This is a genomic window from Brevibacterium sp. AGC70 (assembly GCF_057334195.1).
The window spans coordinates 337,324-354,466 of the sequence record NZ_JBHFIH010000009.1; the positions used below are offsets into that span (position 1 = coordinate 337,324).

The window sequence follows — 17,143 nt, forward strand, 5'->3', positions numbered from 1 at the left end:
CGATCCCTGGTCCGGGCTGTCGGAGGAGAAGAGGTCAGGACCGTTGGTCATCAGGCCTCGGCGTCGTCGTCTTCCGGTTCGAAGTCCACGCCGGCCTCGGCACGCTGTGCGTCGGTGATCGGTGCGGGAGCCTGGGTGAGCGGATCGTATCCGGCACCCGTCTTCGGGAAGGCGATGACTTCGCGGATCGAGTCGACCCCGGCGAGCAGGGACACGATGCGGTCCCAGCCGAAGGCGATGCCTCCGTGCGGGGGTGCGCCGAACTTGAAGGCTTCGAGGAGGAAGCCGAACTTCTCCTGTGCGTCTTCCTCGGAGATGCCCATGATCTTGAACACCCGTTCCTGGACGTCCTTGCGGTGGATGCGGATCGAACCTCCGCCGATCTCGTTTCCGTTGCAGACGATGTCGTAGGCGTAGGCCAGGGCAGCACCCGGGTCGGATTCCAGGGTGTCGAGGAATTCCGGCTTCGGAGCGGTGAAGGCGTGGTGGACAGCGGTCCATGATCCTTCACCGACAGCGACGTCGCCTGCGGCCTGAGCCGCTGCTGCGGATTCGAAGAGCGGTGCATCGACGACCCACACGAAGGCCCAGTCGCCTTCTTTGATGAGTCCTGTGCGTTCGGCGATCTCGTTGCGGGCGGCGCCCAGGAGAGCACGTGAGCTCGCAGGGTCACCGGCGGCGAAGAAGATCGCGTCACCGGGGGTGGCTCCTGCGGCGTCGACGAGGCCTGCCTTCTCCTCATCGGAGATGTTCTTGGCCACGGGACCGGTCAGGGTGCCGTCTTCGGCCACGAGCACGTAGGCCAGGCCCTTGGCGCCGCGCTGCTTGGCCCAGTCCTGCCAGGCGGCGAGCTGACGACGAGGCAGTGAGCCGCCGCCGGGGTAGACAACCGAGCCGACGTAGTCGGACTGGAAGACCCGGAACGGGGTGTCCTGGAAGAATTCGGTGAGGTTGTGCAGTTCGAGCTCGAAGCGAAGGTCGGGCTTGTCGCTGCCGTACCTCTCCATCGCCTCGGCGTAGGTGATGTGCGGGATCGGCGTAGTGATCTCGTGTCCGATGAGCTTCCACAGAGCCACGAGGATCTTCTCGGCAAGCTCGATGATGTCCTCCTGCTCGACGAAGGAGGCTTCGATGTCGAGCTGGGTGAACTCGGGCTGACGGTCCGCGCGGAAATCCTCGTCACGGTAGCAGCGTGCCAGCTGGTAGTAGCGTTCCATGCCGGCGACCTGCAGAAGCTGCTTGAACAGCTGCGGTGACTGCGGCAGGGCGTACCAGGAACCGGGCTGCAGGCGTGCGGGGACGAGGAAGTCGCGGGCGCCTTCAGGGGTGGACCGGGTCAGGGTCGGGGTCTCGATCTCGAGGAATTCCTGCTCGTCGAGGACAGTGCGGGCTGCCTTGTTCGCGGCCGATCGCAGACGCATGGTGGAAGCCGGACCGGACCGACGCAGGTCGAGGTACCGGTAGCGCAGGCGGGTCTCCTCGCCGACGGTGCCGGCGTCTTCGGCGTGGTCGGAGACCTGGAAGGGCAGCGCCTCGGCGAGGCTGAGGATCTCGACGTTCGTGTCGATGACCTCGATGTCACCAGTGGGCAGGTTGGCGTTGGTGTTGCCCTCGGGACGCAGGGACACGGTGCCGGTGACCTTGACGACGGATTCGTTGCGCAGCGAGTGCGCATCGTCCTCACGGACGACGACCTGGACGATGCCCGAAGCGTCACGCAGATCGATGAAGGCGACACCTCCGTGATCGCGACGACGGTCGACCCACCCGGTCAGGGTGACGGTCTGTCCTGCGTGTGAGGCTCGCAGGCTTCCGGTTTTGTGGCTTCGCAGCACCTAGGGCTCCTTTACGATGTTTATGTGGCAGCGCGTGAACAATGATAGTCGCTCGCCAGTGGAATACCGGCATGGCCCACTGCAGGTCATCTGCCGCGGGCGACGAGGAAGAGGATCACATGAGCACAAGTGGCACGGGCACGGAGGATCTCGGCTCGGATGTGGGAACCGACCCCACCTCCGCGCAGGTCGAGGTGGCCGCGGAGACCTTTCGCATGCTCGCCTCCGGGACTCGCCTCCGTCTGGTCTGGACGTTGGTCAATCAGGAGCTCGATGTCTCTTCCCTCGCCGAGGCGATCGGTGCGGCTGTACCCACCGTGAGTCAGCATCTGGCGAAGATGAGATTGGCGGGCCTGATCTCGTCTCGCCGGGACGGGCGTCGGATCTTCTACACCGTCGACGATCCGCACGTGGTCTCAATGGTGCGCGAGATCTTCGATCACATCGCCCCCGACGGATCGTTGGCACCCGACCCGCCCGCGAGCGGCTCCTGACACTGGGCAGCGGCTTCACACCTGGGCCCAGGCAGGATAGAGGCTTCACACCTGGGCTCAGTCAGGATTCGGTCTGAACGATCTCAGTCCCGGTACACCCGTGGCTTACGGTCGGCAGCGACAGGCTCCCATGTCTGCGGGTTCGCCGGAGCCTGCTCCCCGGAGCGGATGTCCTTGATTTCGTGACCACTCTCACCTTCGGTGAACCACACGAAGGGGATACCCCGACGTTCGGCGTAGCGAATCTGCTTTCCGAACTTCGCAGCACTCGGTGAGACCTCACAGGCGATGTCACGGGCACGCAGAGCGGTGGCAACCGCATCGGCTTCACCGCGCTTGTCCTCATCCGTCACAGCGACGACCACAGCCGACGGTGTTCCACGCGTGGCCTTGATGCCGCTGTCGGCATCGAGGACGAAGGCCATGAGCCGCGAGACGCCGATCGACATCCCAACACCGGGGTAGCTCTTCTTACCCACAGTCACGAGCGAATCGTAGCGACCGCCTGAGGCCACCGATCCGAGTTCTTCGTGTCCGATCAGCTGCGTCTCGTAGACGGCTCCTGTGTAATAGTCGAGTCCACGTGCGATCTTCAGCTGCGCCACAACGACGCCGGGTGCTCGCTCGTGGGCGGCGCGAAGCATCGTCGTCAGAGAGTCGAGACCCTCGTCGAGCAGGGGGTGTTCGACGCCGAGCGCACGCACGTCGTCCGCGAAGTCCGGCGAATCCGATTCGATCGCGGCCAGTGCGAGGCACAGTCGCTGCTGCTGCTCGTCGGCCTCGGCTTCCGCAGCCAACAGTTTGCCCACCTCGGCGGGACCGATCTTGTCGTACTTGTCGAGGCAGCGCAGGACGGCCTGGATGTTGGTGAGTCCGATGCCACGCGCGAACCCTTCGAGGAGCCTGCGATCGTTGACCACGATCTTGACCCCGGGCACGCCCAGTGGGGCCAGCCGGCTGAAGGCGTCGGCGACGGCGAGTGGAATCTCAACTTCGAAGTGTCCGGGCAGCTCCGCCTCGGCGACGACGTCGATATCGGCCTGGATGAACTCGCGGTACCGGCCCTGTTGGGGGCGTTCACCGCGCCACACCGGCTGGATTCGAGCGGCTTTGAACGGGAAGGAGAGTTCGTTCGCATTGTCGGCGATGAACCGCGCCAGAGGCACAGTGAGGTCGAAGTGCAGCCCCAGCGGATTGCGCTCGGCGCCCTCGGAGTGCAGGCGGCTGACAGCGAAGATCTCTTTGTCGATCTCTCCGTCCTTGGCGAGCTGGCTGATCGGCTCGACTGCACGGTGGTTGAGTGCCGAGTATCCATGCAGCGCGAAGGTGTGTTCGAGGACGTCGATGATCGACCTCTCGATTACGCGCTCTGCTGGAAGTCGTTCCGGGAAACCGGACAGTCGGGCTGACTTCGCCATTGTTCTCCTTGGTGCTCTTCGTCTCTGGTGGGTGTTGTCGTACCTGGTGGGTGTTGTCGTACCTGGTGGGTGTTGGTCGGTTCGTCTCGCTCGGAACCGATTCGTCTCTGGAAGAACCGATTCGTCTCTAGAAGAACGGGTTCGTCGCCAGCTCGTGGCCGACTCGGGAGCCTGGACCGTGTCCAGGATAGATGGGAACGTCGGGCAGCGTCGCGAAGGCTCGCAGTGATTCTGCCATCGCCGAGGCGTCTCCCCCTGGGAGGTCGACGCGTCCGATCGCTCCGGCGAAGACCACATCGCCGGTGAAGATGATCTCCTCACCGTCGGCCTGCACCCGCAGCAGAGTTGAACCTTCCGTGTGTCCGGGTGCGGCCACAGCAGTGATCGTCAACCCTGCGACCTCCACCGTCTGCGCGTCGATCAGCGCGTTGACCTCGGGCGCTGACCAATCCTTGACGAGGGGTTCGAGCATCTGGGCGAACTGAGGGCTGAGAGTCTCGGCGGGCTTGTCCAAGCGATAACGGTCGGTATCGCCCAGGTAGACGGGCACATTCCAGCGGGACAGGACGTTGGTCAGTCCGAGGATGTGGTCGGGGTGACCGTGGGTGAGGAAGATGGCCCGAGGCACCAGATTCTCTTCGTCCACGATCTCGTCGAGACCGGGTGCACAGTCGAAACCTGAGTCGACGAAGATGGCATCGTCGTGGCCTTCGGCACGCACGGCGTAGCAGTTGACTTCGAGAAATTCGGCGCGGGTCACAAATACATCCATGCTCAAAGTCTATCCAGAGCATGGGGCTTGGTTATGCTGGGATAACGTCAATCAGGAAATCGAGTGATCTGCAGGCACAGAGTCCCGCAGGTTCGACCGATGGAAACAAGGTGAGAATCATGTCGACCCCGACCCCGAAGCCGGTCCCGCGCCCGTCCTCTCTGCCCCGTCCACAGGCGGCTCAGACCGTGACCGGGACTACCGTTGATCATGATGCGGAAGTCCGGCGCGCAATCGAGCACGGTCGCGCTGACCAGGAAGGCAATGTCTTCGTCGTCACTGCCGACGGCGAGCGTGCGGTCGGGCAGTATCCCGATGCCGGCCCTGAGGAAGCCTTGGAGTACTTCGCAAAGAAGTACGTCGACCTGGTGGAGAACGCAGCACTTCTCCGCAATCGTCTGTCCGCCGGTGCTCCCGGTCGCGAAGTGTCCTCTGCTGCGAAGACCCTGCAGGAGACCCTGCCGGAGGCCAATGTCGTCGGCGATCTCAAGGGCCTCTCTGCCACCTTGGATACCCTGATCTCGGATGCGCAGGCCACCGAGTCGAAGCAGGCTGCCCGTGCGGAAGCAGCCAAGCTCGAGGCCGCACAGGAACGCGAAGAGATCGTCGCCGAGGCTGAATCGCTGGCCAAGCGCGATCCCGCGAAGATCCAGTGGAAGCAGTCCGGGGCACGTCTGCGTGAGCTCTTCGGTCAGTGGAAGGACATGCAGCGCAGCGGTCCCAGACTGCCGCGTGCCGTGGACCAGGAGCTGTGGGGCCGCTTCTCGCAGGCTCGGAACACGTTCGAGCACAAGCGCAAGGAATTCTTTGCAGAGCTCGACAAGCAGAATTCCGAAGGCAAGCGGATCAAGGAGAAGCTCGTTGCCGAGGCGGAATCGCTGTCCGACTCGACCGACTTCCGCAATGTGTCGCAGAAGTACAAAGACCTCATGAACCAGTGGAAGAAAGCTCCGCGTGCCTCGCGCAAGGACGATGATGCTCTCTGGGCGCGCTTCCGCGCCGCCCAGGACGTCTTCTTCGCAGCTCGAGATGCAGAGAATGCTGCCGTCGACGAGGAGTACAAGGGCAACCTTGAGGCCAAAGAGGAGATCTTGGCCAGGGCGCAGGGTCTGCTGCCGATCGGTGATATTGCCGTGGCGAAGAAGGAACTGCGCGTCATTCAGGACGAGTGGGAGGCTGCCGGCAAGGTGCCTCGGGCCGACGTGTCCCGCATGGAGAACGGGCTGCGTGATGTCGAACGCGCCCTCTCCGATGCCGAGAACGCCGAATGGAAGCGCAGCAACCCGGAGACCAAAGCACGCACGTCCGGTGCGCTGAGCCAGCTCGACGACTCGATCGCCGAACTGGAACAGAAGTACGAGAAGGCGAAAGCCGGTGGCGACGAGAAGGCCGTCGCTGAAGCACAGTCGGCACTCGACGCACGTCGGGCCTGGCGAGACCAGCTGTCTCAGACAGCTGCCGAACTGGGCTGATGGGGCTTCCACAGCCTGGCGACCATGAGTCGCGGGTTATCCACAGATCGGATCTTCGGTCTTGAACACGCCTCCATACAGCGCAATAGTTGCTGTATGGAGGCGATGTTTCATCTACGCGACTACAGCTATGAGCACCTCACCGAACTGACGCTGGACGGACTGCTGACGCGGCTGACCGAGTCCACATGGGTCCGCAAGGGCGCTGTGCTCAGCTCAGAGGACCGCATGGCGGCGCTGCGGGCGCAGATCCCACCTCGCCTTGTGCTCTCCCATGACATCGCGTGGTGGGTTCACACCGGCCTTGGCAGAGCTCCGAGTCCGCTGACGTTCATCACCTATCCGAGGCGGCGCTACGTCGACAGCTGCGACGTCGTCGTCCATGAACTCACCATTGCGCGGAACGAATGGGAACTGATCAGCGATCTGCCCATCACCACGGAGGACAGAACGCTCTACGACCTGCTGGTCCCCCACCTGCGCACCCCCGATGAACGTTCGGCCCAGGTCGTGAAGAACCTCATCGACGAACTTCCCGCAAGAGCCAGACAACGGTTCCGCATGTATCTGGCGGAGATGTCCCGCAGGCCATATGTCGCCCACATGCGAACCGTCTTCGAGCGGACCTGTGCCGCATCAGACCGCGATAGACGCTGAACCAGTGCGGCAGTCTGAATCCGGTCGCCCTCAGCCCCCGGCGATGCGGTAGACGTCGAAGACCCCTTCGACCTTGCGAACTGCCGAGAGTACGGTATCGAGATGGCTGGCGTCGCTCATCTCGAAGACGAACTTCGACTGGGCAACTCGAGCCCGTGACGTGGCAACCGAGGCGGACAGGATGTTGACGTGAGTCTCGGTGAGGACCTTCGTGATGTCCGAGAGCAGACCTGAGCGGTCCAAGGCCTCGACCTGGATCTGAACGAGGTAGATTCCGCTGGTCGTCTCGCCCCAGGAGACATCGACCATCCGCTCAGGCTCCCGCTCGAGGGACGCGATGTTGGGGCAGTCCACACGGTGAACGGAGACTCCCGAACCACGCGTGACGAAACCAAGGATCTCATCACCTGGCACCGGCGTGCAGCAGCGGGCGAGTTTCACCAGGACGTCGTCGACGCCTTTGACTGTGACTCCCCCGGACGAGGAATGATGGCCCGAGGACTGACCAGTGCGATTGCGCGGTGACGGTGGCAGAACCGTCTCTTCGTTGTCGTCTCCAACTTCTTTTGCCAGCAGATCAACGACGTGGGCGGCCGAGCTCACGCCGTTGCCGATCGCAGCGTAGAGCGCGGTGACATCGGGCAGGCGCAGCTCAGTGGCGACAACCTGCAGCGCTTCCTGACTCATCAGCGCCGAGGCGGAGAGCGTGTGACGACGCATTGCCCGAGCCAGCTGCTCGCGACCGTTCTCGATCGCCTCTTCGCGGCGTTCCTTGGAGAACCATTGACGGATCTTGCTGCGTGCGCGAGGGCTCTTGACGAAGCCCAACCAGTCACGGCTGGGGCCTGCGTTCTCATCTTTCGAGGTGAAGACTTCGACCGAGTCGCCGTTCTTCAGCTCGGTGTCGAGCGCGACGAGACGACCATTGACCCGGGCGCCCATGGTCTTGTGCCCGACCTCGGTGTGAACCGCATACGAGAAGTCGACGGGAGTCGCCCCTGCCGGCAGACTCATCACGTCACCCTTGGGAGTGAAGACGTAGACCTCTTTCGAATTCACTTCATAACGGAGGTTGTCGAGGAACTCATCGGGGTCGCTGACCTCGCGCTGCCATTCCAGCAGCTGACGCAGCCATGCTGCGTCATCAACTTCGCCGTCATCTGAGACTTTGACCGACCGTGCGGTATTCGACGTAGCGGCCTTCGACGCGTTGCGGCGATCCTTGTACTTCCAGTGGGCGGCGACGCCGAATTCTGCGCGTCGGTCCATTTCGTGGGTTCGGATCTGGATCTCCACGGGTTTCCCGTTCGGTCCGATCACCGTCGTATGCAGGCTCTGGTACATGTTGTACTTCGGCATCGCGATGTAGTCTTTGAATCGGCCGGGGACAGGATTCCACCGGGCATGGACGATCCCCAGCGTGGCGTAGCACTCGCGAACGGTCTCGACGAGGACGCGAACCCCGACGAGGTCATAGATGTCGGCGAATTCGTGACCGCCGACGACCATCTTCTGATAGATCGAGTAATAGTGCTTCGGTCGCCCTGTGATCGCGGCTTCGATGTTTGACTGCCCGAGCTCCGATTGGAGTTCGCTGGAGACCGTGGCCAGATACTTCTCACGTTGGGGTGCCCTATCGGCGACGAGTCTCACCACTTCGTCGTAGACCTTCGGGTGGAGAACCTGGAAGGACAGGTCCTCGAGTTCCCACTTGATCGTGTTCATGCCGAGGCGGTGAGCCAATGGGGCATAGATCTCGAGGGTCTCACGAGCCTTCTTCGTACTCGATGAGGCGGGTACGAAACGCCAGGTGCGGGCGTTGTGAAGACGGTCTGCAAGTTTGATGACGAGGACACGGATGTCCTTGGCCATGGCCACGATCATCTTCCGCACGGTCTCCGACTGCGCGGCCTGGCCGTAGGTGAGTTTGTCGAGCTTCGTCACCCCGTCGACCATCGCGGAGACTTCGGGACCGAACTCCTCGGTGAGTTCCTTCAAAGAGTAGGAGGTGTCTTCGACGGTGTCGTGAAGCAGCGCGGCGGCGAGGGTGACCGGCAGCATGCCGATCTCAGCCAAGATCGTGGCCACGGCCACGGGGTGCGTGATGTAGTCATCACCCGACCTGCGGGTCTGACCACGGTGAGCCTGTTCTGCGACCTTATAGGCCCGGACCACCAGATCGATGTCGGCTTTCGGGTGATTGGACTGCAGAGCCCTGATCATCGGACCGAGGACACGTGGGTAGCCAGGGTTGTTCTGCGCCCTGGCCGCCCACCATGCTAAGCGGGAGATGCCTCGCGGACGGCGCGAATCGGCGGAAGAAGCCATGACATCCCCTTTCTGCTCAGACCTCGGCGTGAATCACCGGCGGAACATCTTCTGCTCCATTCTTCAAGCGTAGTTCACGCACAGCCTCTTCCTGCTCCTTGACTGCGGGTTCATTTGCCCGCAGGAGGGCATAGAGGGGGCTGGCGACGAACAACGTCGAAGCTGCTGCCACAATCGTACCGATGAACAGCGACAGTGAGATGTCGACCAGAGTTCCCGCGCCGAGCAGGAATACACCGATGAAGAGAATCGATGCGATCGGGAGCACCGACACGACGGAGGTATTGATCGAACGAACCGTTGTCTGATTGACGCCGAGGTTGACCAACTCAGAGAATTTCAGATTGCGTTTGTCCTTGAACCGAGTCGTATTCTCTCTGATCTTATCGAAGACCACCACAGTGTCGTAGAGCGAGAAGCTCAGGACCGTCAGGAAGCCGATCACCGCCTCAGGAGTGATTTCGAATCCTGTCGCGGAATAGATGCCCGTCGTGATGATCATGACGACCAGCAGTCCGACGATCGCTGCCAGAGACATCTTCCAAGTACGGAAGTACAGCGCCATCACGATCATGGCGATGCCGACGAAGATGACGAGAGCGCGAATCATCTTCTCGGTCACGTCCTGGCCCCACTCGGGGCCGACGAACGTGGATGTGACGTCTTCTGCCTTGACGTCGTATCCGCTCACAAGAGCGTCACGGACTTCCTGCATCTCGTCATCGCTGAGCTGGTTCGTCTCGATCTTCACAGCTGTATCGCCCGTAGGACTCAGACGTGGTTCGGAATTGCCCACGACCCCGGCGACGATGTCTTCGCCCTTAGCCGGCGCAGTGTCCGAGACGTGGTCGACCTGGAACTGCGATCCGCCCTTGAAGGCAATACCGAAGTTGAATCCTGCGATCAATGGGACGAGCAGTGACAGAAGAACCAGACCGCCGGAGATCAGCAGCCAGAGTTTGGCCTTCCCGACGAAGGGAATCGATGACTCACCGTTGTGGAGCCGGTTGCCCCAGGCAAAGAACCGTTTCACTTGTCTGCCTCCTTGCCATTGTCGGCAGAATCTTCGGCGGCCTTCTTCTCAGCCGCCTTCCGCTCTGCGATCGTGCTACCGGTTCGTGCCGATTTCGTCGACGACGCGGTCTTCTTCTTCGACTTCGTCTCGGTCGCGACATCGACTGGCTCTGTGGAATCAGAGGCCTCGTCGGAATCGGTGGACCGAGACTTCGTTGACCGTTTGGTCGTCGTCGTGCCACGAGACTGGCTGGATGACTCGGATCCGGCATCGACCTTCGACGATGCAGACGAAGATCCAGACGTCGAAGTTGTCGACTCGACAGTCGACTCCTCGACCGAATCCGCCTCGGGGTCGGAGGACATTCCTGCCTTCCGGGTTCGAGCCTTCTCCCGTCTGCGTGCCTCCGGCGACTTCTCGTCGTCGTCGATGCTGAGGTTGAGCGCGCCACGATAGGCAGCGGGCTTGACACCCAACAGCCTCGGATCCATACCGGACATCGGATGGCCCTGACCGAAGAACTTGGTGCGTGCGAGCACTTCCAACATGGGGTGCGTGAACAGGAAGACGATGAGCACGTCGATGATCACAGTCAGGCCCAGGGTGAAGGCGAACCCGCGCACAGAACCGACAGCCAGGATGTAGAGGATGACCGCGGCAAGCATGTTCACGGCCTTGGAAGCCCAGATGGTGCGTTTGGCACGATCCCAACCGACTTCGACCGCCGAGAGCAGATTTCTGCCGCTGCGCAATTCGTCTCTGACTCGTTCGAAGTAGACGATGAACGAGTCCGCCGCCATGCCGATGCCGATGATGATACCGGCGACACCTGCCAGAGACAGTCGATAGCCGTATCTCCACGAAGCCAGAAGCAGCAGGAGATACGTCAGCACGCCGGCGACGACGAGGCTTGAGACCGTGACCAGACCGAGCACTCGGTATTGCAGGAGCGAATAGATGACGACGAGGATGAGTCCGACGAGACCGGTGAGCAGGCCGATATTGAGGTAGTTGGTACCCAACGTCGGCGAAATCTGATCCTCGCTCTGGACCTGGAAGCTCAACGGCAGAGAGCCGTTCTTGAGCTGGTCGGCCAGGGTCTGTGCCTCGTCAAGAGTGAAGTTGCCCGAGATCTCAGCATTGCCGTCAGTGATCGCTGCGTTCGATGTCGGTGCCGAAAGCACGTTGCCGTCAAGAGCGATGGCGAACTGGTTGTACGGCTGCTGCTTCCCGGTGATGTCCGAGGTGATCTGCTTGAAGATCTCACGCCCGACGCCGTCGAACTTGAGGTTCACTGCAGGCTGGTTGGTCTGCACTCCGTTGGCGCCGGCCGCATAGCCGAAGTTGGCGTCTTCGAGATGCTCGCCCGAGAGTTCGACGGGGCCGAGAATGTACTTGGCCTCTCCGTCCTTACCGCAGGCGACGACCGGTTCATCGGCTGGCTGCTGCTGTCCACCGGTCCGATTCTTCGGATCAGTGCAGTCGAGCTCCGAGTACTTCTTGATGATGGACTCGGTCTGCCACTTGTCGACGTCCTTCTCGGGGTCGAAGAGCGGTCTCGGCGTCGAATCAGTGACCTTCGTGTCGTCGCCCTTGCCGGACCCGCTCGCTTCGGCCGCCTGTTCGCCGCTCTTCTCCCCGGATTTCTCAGCGTCCTTGCCTGCCGGTCCTGGAACGCTGCCACCGGCCCTGGCGACATCGCCGCCACCGGCCTTGGCAACTTCGCCGCCACCGGCCTTGGCAACTTCGCCGCCACCGGCAGGTGCATTCCCGCTGTCCTGGCCCGGTGCTCCAGCTCCGCCCTGACCGCTGCCGTCGCCCTGTGCACCAGCATCTGCCTGTGCACCGGCACCGCCACCGGTGAGATCTTCGAGTCGCTTCTTCTCCTCGTCTGTGAGTCCTTCAGAGGGGTCCTGCTGCTCTCCCCCGCCGCTCTTCTCCTGTTCCTTCTGGATATCCTCCTGGGAACGAGGGTCACCGACGAGTGCGACTCGACGGAAGACGAGCTGCGCGGAAGAACGGACCAGGTTACGTGTCTCCTCGTCCGGGTTGCCCGGCAGGTTCACAATGATGTTGCGATCGCCTTGGGTCGTGATCTCGGCTTCGGAGACACCTGTCGAGTCCACACGCTGTCGAATGATCGACACGGCTTGATCAAGCTGCTCTTTGCTGATGTCCGTGTCCTCTGAAACCTGGGGCTCCAGGATGATCGAGGTTCCGCCCTCGAGGTCGAGTGCGAGCTTCGGAGTGGTCGTGGCATCTGACCATACGACACCGCCGGCAATGATGCCGAGGAGCAGTGCAGCGATGATCGACAGCCACACGAAGCGCAAACCAGGACGTGGCTTTTCTTCAATATCGGACACGTTTCAGCTTTCGATTGAGTGCAGTGAGCGAAGTCAGTTCTTCTTGTTGTTCTCAGGATCGGAAGAATCGGTGCCGGATGCGTCAGCATCAGTGTCACCGGAAGCATCCACGACGTCCTCGGCACGCTCAGACCCGGGAGCATCGTCGCCGGTGACGGAGTCTGCGTCATCGGCCTTGGGCTGATCAGCATCCGTGTTCAGTCCGGTGTCGGAGTCAACGAGATCGTCTGCTGGAAGATCCGCATCATTATCGGTGTTCTCGGCGCGCTTACGCTCATTCATGGCGTCGAGTTCTGCGTCGGTGATCGCCGGGGTATCCCTGCTCTCAGCGTCGTCGGCAACGTCGGCAGATCCTGCAACAGCGCCGCCGGCGGCAGCACCTTCGGTTTCAGGGTTGTTGATCTGGCCGATTGCCTGACGGTGAACGCGGAGGACGGTGCCGGGGCCTGACTCGAGGGTGACCTGGTTGTTTTCATCGTCGATGGACAGAACCGTTCCGAACACACCGAACGTCGTCATCACGGTAGCCCCGGGGACGAGTCCCGTCTTGATCTGCTCTGCACGCGCTTTCTGTTTACGCCGAGAATTGAACAGGAAAAAAATAAGCAACGCTGCAAGCGCGAGAGGGATCAATAAATCCACAGGTATCTACCTTTCATAAGAATGAACCAGTCCACTACCTTAGTTCGTACTCAGTACTCAAGGCGAACTCAATTGCCGGGATCAGAACTCATAGTTTGCTGGGATCTGCATCCCGAGATGTTTCCAAGCTGCTGACGTCGCAACTCGACCGCGTGGAGTGCGGCTTATGAGCCCTTCTCGCACAAGGTAGGGTTCCGATACGGTTTCCACGGTGTCGGCCTCTTCTCCGACGGAAACAGCGATGGTTCCAAGGCCAACCGGCCCCCCGGCGAAACGTTTGCACAGAACTTGCAGCACGGAACGGTCAAGACGATCCAGTCCAAGTTCGTCGACCTCGTAGACCTTGAGCGCCGTGAGCGCTGCGGCCTCATCGATGATGCCGGTTCCGCGCACCTGCGCCCAGTCTCTGACCCTTCGCAGGAGGCGGTTGGCAACTCGAGGAGTGCCGCGAGACCGGGTTGAGATCTCCGTCAGACCTGCAAGATCTGCTTCGATTCCGAGCATGTGAGCTGACCGCTTCAGCACGGTCAGGAGATCATCGCTTGAGTAGAAGTCTAAGAGTCCGGTGAATCCGAACCGGTCACGCAGAGGTGCGGGCAGCAGACCGGAACGAGTCGTGGCCCCGACCATGGTGAACTGGGGCAGGTCGAGCGGAATCGCTGTGGCGCCGGGGCCCTTGCCGACGATGACATCGACACGGAAGTCTTCCATCGCGACATAGAGCATCTCTTCTGCGGCGCGAGCCATCCGGTGGATTTCGTCGATGAAGAGGACTTCGCCTTCCTCCAGTGAAGAGAGGATCGCTGCGAGATCTCCTGCATGCTGAACTGCCGGCCCGGAAGTGACCCGCAGACTCGTCTGCATCTCATGCGCGATGATCATTGCCAGCGTCGTCTTCCCCAGGCCGGGAGGCCCCGAGAGCAGCACGTGGTCGGGGGCTCTGTTCCGTGCTTTCGCAGCATCGAGCACGAGGGACAGCTGTTCGCGGACCTGAGGTTGGCCGATGAAGTCCTGCAGTCCTTTGGGACGAAGTGCTGCTTCCGCATCGCGCTCGGCGGTCTCCGCGCGGCCTGAGACCAAACGCTCCTCTTCGGCGCCGGTCAGTTCCTGATCACCGAATTCCATTTCGTAGGAGGTGTCACCACCGCCGTAGGAGTTGTTTCCACCGCCGTAAGAGCTGTTTCCACCGTCATAGGAGCTGGTCACTTCCTAGCACCCAGAACCTTGAGCGAAGCCTTCAGCAGCTCCGAGGTGCCCGCATTCTGGCCGAGATCATTGATCACTTCCTGCACGACGTCAGCGGCCTGTGCTTCTTTCCAGCCAAGACCGACCAAAGCGTCGACGACCTGCTGATTCGCACCGCCGAACGACAGCTGCGGCCCTGGCTGGGACACGGAGAGCTTCGGCAGTTTGTTCTCGAGTTCGAGGATGATTCGGGAGGCGCCCTTTTTGCCGATCCCTGGCACGCGGGTCAGCGCGTTGGCATCCTGATTCGAGATCGCGGCTGCCAGTTCGCCCGGCCCCATCACCGACAGAATTGCCATGGCCAGGCGGGGACCGATTCCGGAGATCGACAACAGCACGTCGAAGGTGTGATTCTCATCTTCTGTATCGAAGCCGAAGAGAGTCATGGAATCTTCACGCACAACCAGGGTGGTCACGAGTTCGATATCTGCACCATGACGTGTGTTTGAAAGGGTATCCGGCGTGACGTTGACTCGGCGCCCGACACCATAGGTGAGAATCACGAGGTGGTCAGCTGCGATGCGATGGACCGTACCGCTGAGGAAACTGATCACGGCCTGCCTTTCGAGTGGGAACACATGTACGAATCCAGGCTATCAGCTAGTCCCCGAGTACCTGACTCGACATACCGACGATACCAAGGCTCCGCCCCGCAATGGTCTGTCCGGAAAACATCACCAGCGCGTCACAGCGGTGGGAGCTCTGCCACCACTGCGGTGGGAGCTCTGCGATCACTGCGGTGGGAGCTCGGCTCCGTCGAACAGTCCGTCAATGATCTCCTGCGCGACGAACCTGGCGTGTAGGATCGGACGCCGTTCGACGTCAATGCCCAGTGGCGGGATCCATCCTGGTCGGCCATCGTGGAGCATTCGGGCATACCAATCCGATTTGTCGATCAGGTGGTGATGCAGTCCGCATGCCAACGTGAGGTTGTTGATGTCGGTCTTGCCCCCGTCAGCCCAAGGCACAATGTGGTGCGCGTCGCACCATCCTGGCGGTGCATCGCATCCGGGGAAGGTGCAGCCTTGATCTCTGGCTGCGAGTACTGCCACTTGCCTGTTCGTGGCATATCGACCTTCGGTGGCGATTTCCATCGTCTTGGCTTTATCCGACATCAGGTGGAAGAAGACTGAACCGTTCAATCCTTCGCTGACCGCCGTTGATAGAGGAAATTCGGCTTCGCAACCTGTGGTCGATCGTCCTTTTCCGGTCGCAATGTCTTCAGCTTTTGCGGTGACGACCAAGGCGAATGGCGAACCTCGCCCTATCCGGTCCATCTCGACGCGTGAGATCATTGTTGCAAATCGTTCGTAGATGCGATTGCGCACTGTTCCTTGACTCCCGCTTGTGTCGACCAGCGCTCCGTCTTCGCTGACTCCGAAGCTCGAGAACCCAGAAACAGCCGAATCGGAACCTCCTGAATCGGCAATCCAGTCCGGCCGATCCTCTGGCAGAGCATGTGGCAACGGCGCGTCCGAGACGTCCCCGGCCAAAACGGCTCGAAAGATGTCGAATTCAGGCTCGGCAGGACCCTCGTCTTTCACGGTCGTGCGCGTGCCATCAGTCGTGCGCGCGCCATCGTGAGCCTGCAGGGGCTCCGTCGAGCCCGGTGCGCTCTGTGCGTTTTCCGAGTTGTCACCTGGCAGAATACGCGAGGCCAGCAGTCCGTTGAGGATTCCTCCTGAGACTGAGTCCAAGAGGCCTCTGAGATCCCAGTCGCCGTCATCTCGGGCTCGCACAGTCACGTAACAGCGCGAACGATCCCGCGAAAGCTTCGGTTCTTCTCCGTCGGGATCAATACAGTCCAAAATAGTAGCGAAGATCGTTTTCAAATCTGAGACCCGGACTCGTGGGGCCCTTTCCACAAGGTCCGCTTCGACTTTGTCGCGCACACTGGATGAAACCCAGATCGGCAGCTTGGAAAGACAGTCGTTGATCGCGGTCGCCTGACCCGCCGAGAGCACTCCCGAATGCAGGGCCTTGGAAACGATGGGGTTGACGGGTTCTCTGGCCTGACCAGTCATGTACACGCGGCCGCCGAGATTTTTGGCGAGCTCCGCACGTCGGTTGGCTTCATACCCGGTCAGATTCAACCGGTTCTGGACCAGCGCCTTCGTCGTCTTCGCTCCATAGTCGGTGGGAGTCCCGCACCGTTCATAGACCGACAGAGCGACAGCAGACATCGCTTCGAGAATGCGAGTGGCGGTTTCGATCCCGTTGATGACAGTCATCGCGTAATCAGGCCCAAGAGGACGTTCGAATCTCAACAGTTCGTCTTTGAGGATACTGAGGTTACCGATGCTGCGGGTCAACTCGGGGGCAAGTCGGTCGAGGTCGCGCCATTCGGCATCCGATAGAAGTGGATGCATCACGACAGAAGTCGATCGACCTTCGTCCGCAGTTGGGGACCGGTCGATCCCACCGCCATCACTCTGCGTTCCAGAATCGACTGGAGCAACCTGTTCATCGGCATATGCACCTTCGGTGCTGTGCCGGTCAGAATCGTCGTCGCAACTTTCCATGGGTGTGGCTGGAACAGCCGCGATCGAATCGAGCTTCTCCGCCAAAGGATTGCCTGTCAGGTCCATTCCGGCGGCCTCAAGCTGCTCCCGAAACGATGTAGGCTCCGGCATCGACAACGATTCATCTTCGTCGGCGGCGGACTCCCCCACAGCTGTGCCAGGTTCCTGCGGGCCTTCGGCAGACTCTCCCGCGGCGGTACCAGGTGAGCGCCTATGGCACTTTCCTGGTGTCCGGTCGGGGGTGAGAGTCGTCGTCTGTACATCCGTTCGTCAACAACATTGTTGCGTGTATAGTCCCATTGTATTAGATCTAATGCGCATTGTATAGACTTTTATTCGATTCTATCTACATTCGATTCGTCGTATTCTATGTTGTT

General features: G+C 61.1%; 13 protein-coding genes. 3 read left to right on the forward strand and 10 right to left on the reverse strand.

Features of this window, described 5'->3' with window-relative positions:
• Positions 1-50: 50 nt before the first annotated feature.
• Complete coding sequence (gene aspS / locus ACE03M_RS07035) at positions 51-1,835, reverse strand: aspartate--tRNA ligase (RefSeq protein WP_485933275.1); 1,785 nt, start codon at positions 1,833-1,835, stop codon at positions 51-53.
• Between the two features lie 119 nt (positions 1,836-1,954).
• Between aspS and ACE03M_RS07040 the strand changes: the two genes are divergently transcribed.
• Positions 1,955-2,329, forward strand: a complete 375-nt coding sequence (locus ACE03M_RS07040; RefSeq protein WP_485933277.1) for an ArsR/SmtB family transcription factor — start codon at positions 1,955-1,957, stop codon at positions 2,327-2,329.
• A gap of 83 nt (positions 2,330-2,412) precedes the next feature.
• On the opposite strand, the gene hisS is transcribed toward ACE03M_RS07040, so the two are convergent.
• Together hisS and ACE03M_RS07050 are read right to left on the reverse strand one after the other, a co-directional pair.
• The gene (gene hisS, locus ACE03M_RS07045; protein ID WP_485933279.1) at positions 2,413-3,747 is read right to left on the reverse strand and encodes a histidine--tRNA ligase; all 1,335 of its coding nucleotides are present in this window, start codon (positions 3,745-3,747) and stop codon (positions 2,413-2,415) included.
• Positions 3,748-3,874: 127 nt separating this feature from the next.
• Positions 3,875-4,519 carry an MBL fold metallo-hydrolase gene (locus ACE03M_RS07050; RefSeq protein WP_485933281.1) on the reverse strand — a complete coding sequence of 215 codons (645 nt, stop codon included), beginning with the start codon at positions 4,517-4,519 and terminating at the stop codon, positions 3,875-3,877.
• Between the two features lie 119 nt (positions 4,520-4,638).
• Between ACE03M_RS07050 and ACE03M_RS07055 the strand changes: the two genes are divergently transcribed.
• Complete coding sequence (locus ACE03M_RS07055) at positions 4,639-5,991, forward strand: DUF349 domain-containing protein (protein WP_485933282.1); 1,353 nt, start codon at positions 4,639-4,641, stop codon at positions 5,989-5,991.
• A gap of 96 nt (positions 5,992-6,087) precedes the next feature.
• Positions 6,088-6,648, forward strand: a complete 561-nt coding sequence (locus ACE03M_RS07060; RefSeq protein ID WP_260848028.1) for a hypothetical protein — start codon at positions 6,088-6,090, stop codon at positions 6,646-6,648.
• Between the two features lie 30 nt (positions 6,649-6,678).
• On the opposite strand, the gene ACE03M_RS07065 is transcribed toward ACE03M_RS07060, so the two are convergent.
• The 7 genes from ACE03M_RS07065 to ACE03M_RS07095 all read right to left on the reverse strand — a co-directional run bounded on the left by ACE03M_RS07065 (position 6,679) and on the right by ACE03M_RS07095 (position 16,613).
• Positions 6,679-8,976: a RelA/SpoT family protein gene (locus tag ACE03M_RS07065; protein WP_143921810.1), complete on the reverse strand. Its 2,298-nt coding sequence runs from the start codon at positions 8,974-8,976 to the stop codon at positions 6,679-6,681.
• Positions 8,977-8,992: 16 nt separating this feature from the next.
• The gene (gene secF, locus ACE03M_RS07070; RefSeq protein WP_485933283.1) at positions 8,993-10,009 is read right to left on the reverse strand and encodes a protein translocase subunit SecF; all 1,017 of its coding nucleotides are present in this window, start codon (positions 10,007-10,009) and stop codon (positions 8,993-8,995) included.
• Entirely contained in the window at positions 10,006-12,357 is a 2,352-nt protein-coding gene (gene secD, locus ACE03M_RS07075; RefSeq protein ID WP_485933284.1) for a protein translocase subunit SecD, read from the reverse strand. The genes secF and secD overlap by 4 nt, the downstream gene beginning before the upstream one ends.
• 33 nt (positions 12,358-12,390) lie before the next feature.
• Entirely contained in the window at positions 12,391-12,999 is a 609-nt protein-coding gene (locus tag ACE03M_RS07080; protein ID WP_485933285.1) for a preprotein translocase subunit YajC, read from the reverse strand.
• An 81-nt stretch (positions 13,000-13,080) separates the two neighbouring features.
• A complete protein-coding gene (ruvB, locus tag ACE03M_RS07085; RefSeq protein ID WP_143921914.1) occupies positions 13,081-14,124 on the reverse strand; it encodes a Holliday junction branch migration DNA helicase RuvB in 1,044 nt (347 codons plus the stop codon).
• 77 nt (positions 14,125-14,201) lie between these two features.
• Positions 14,202-14,798: a Holliday junction branch migration protein RuvA gene (ruvA, locus tag ACE03M_RS07090; protein WP_485933286.1), complete on the reverse strand. Its 597-nt coding sequence runs from the start codon at positions 14,796-14,798 to the stop codon at positions 14,202-14,204.
• A gap of 177 nt (positions 14,799-14,975) precedes the next feature.
• Positions 14,976-16,613 (reverse strand): HNH endonuclease signature motif containing protein, encoded by a 1,638-nt coding sequence (locus ACE03M_RS07095; RefSeq protein WP_485933359.1) that lies wholly within the window; start codon positions 16,611-16,613, stop codon positions 14,976-14,978.
• Positions 16,614-17,143 lie beyond the last annotated feature (530 nt).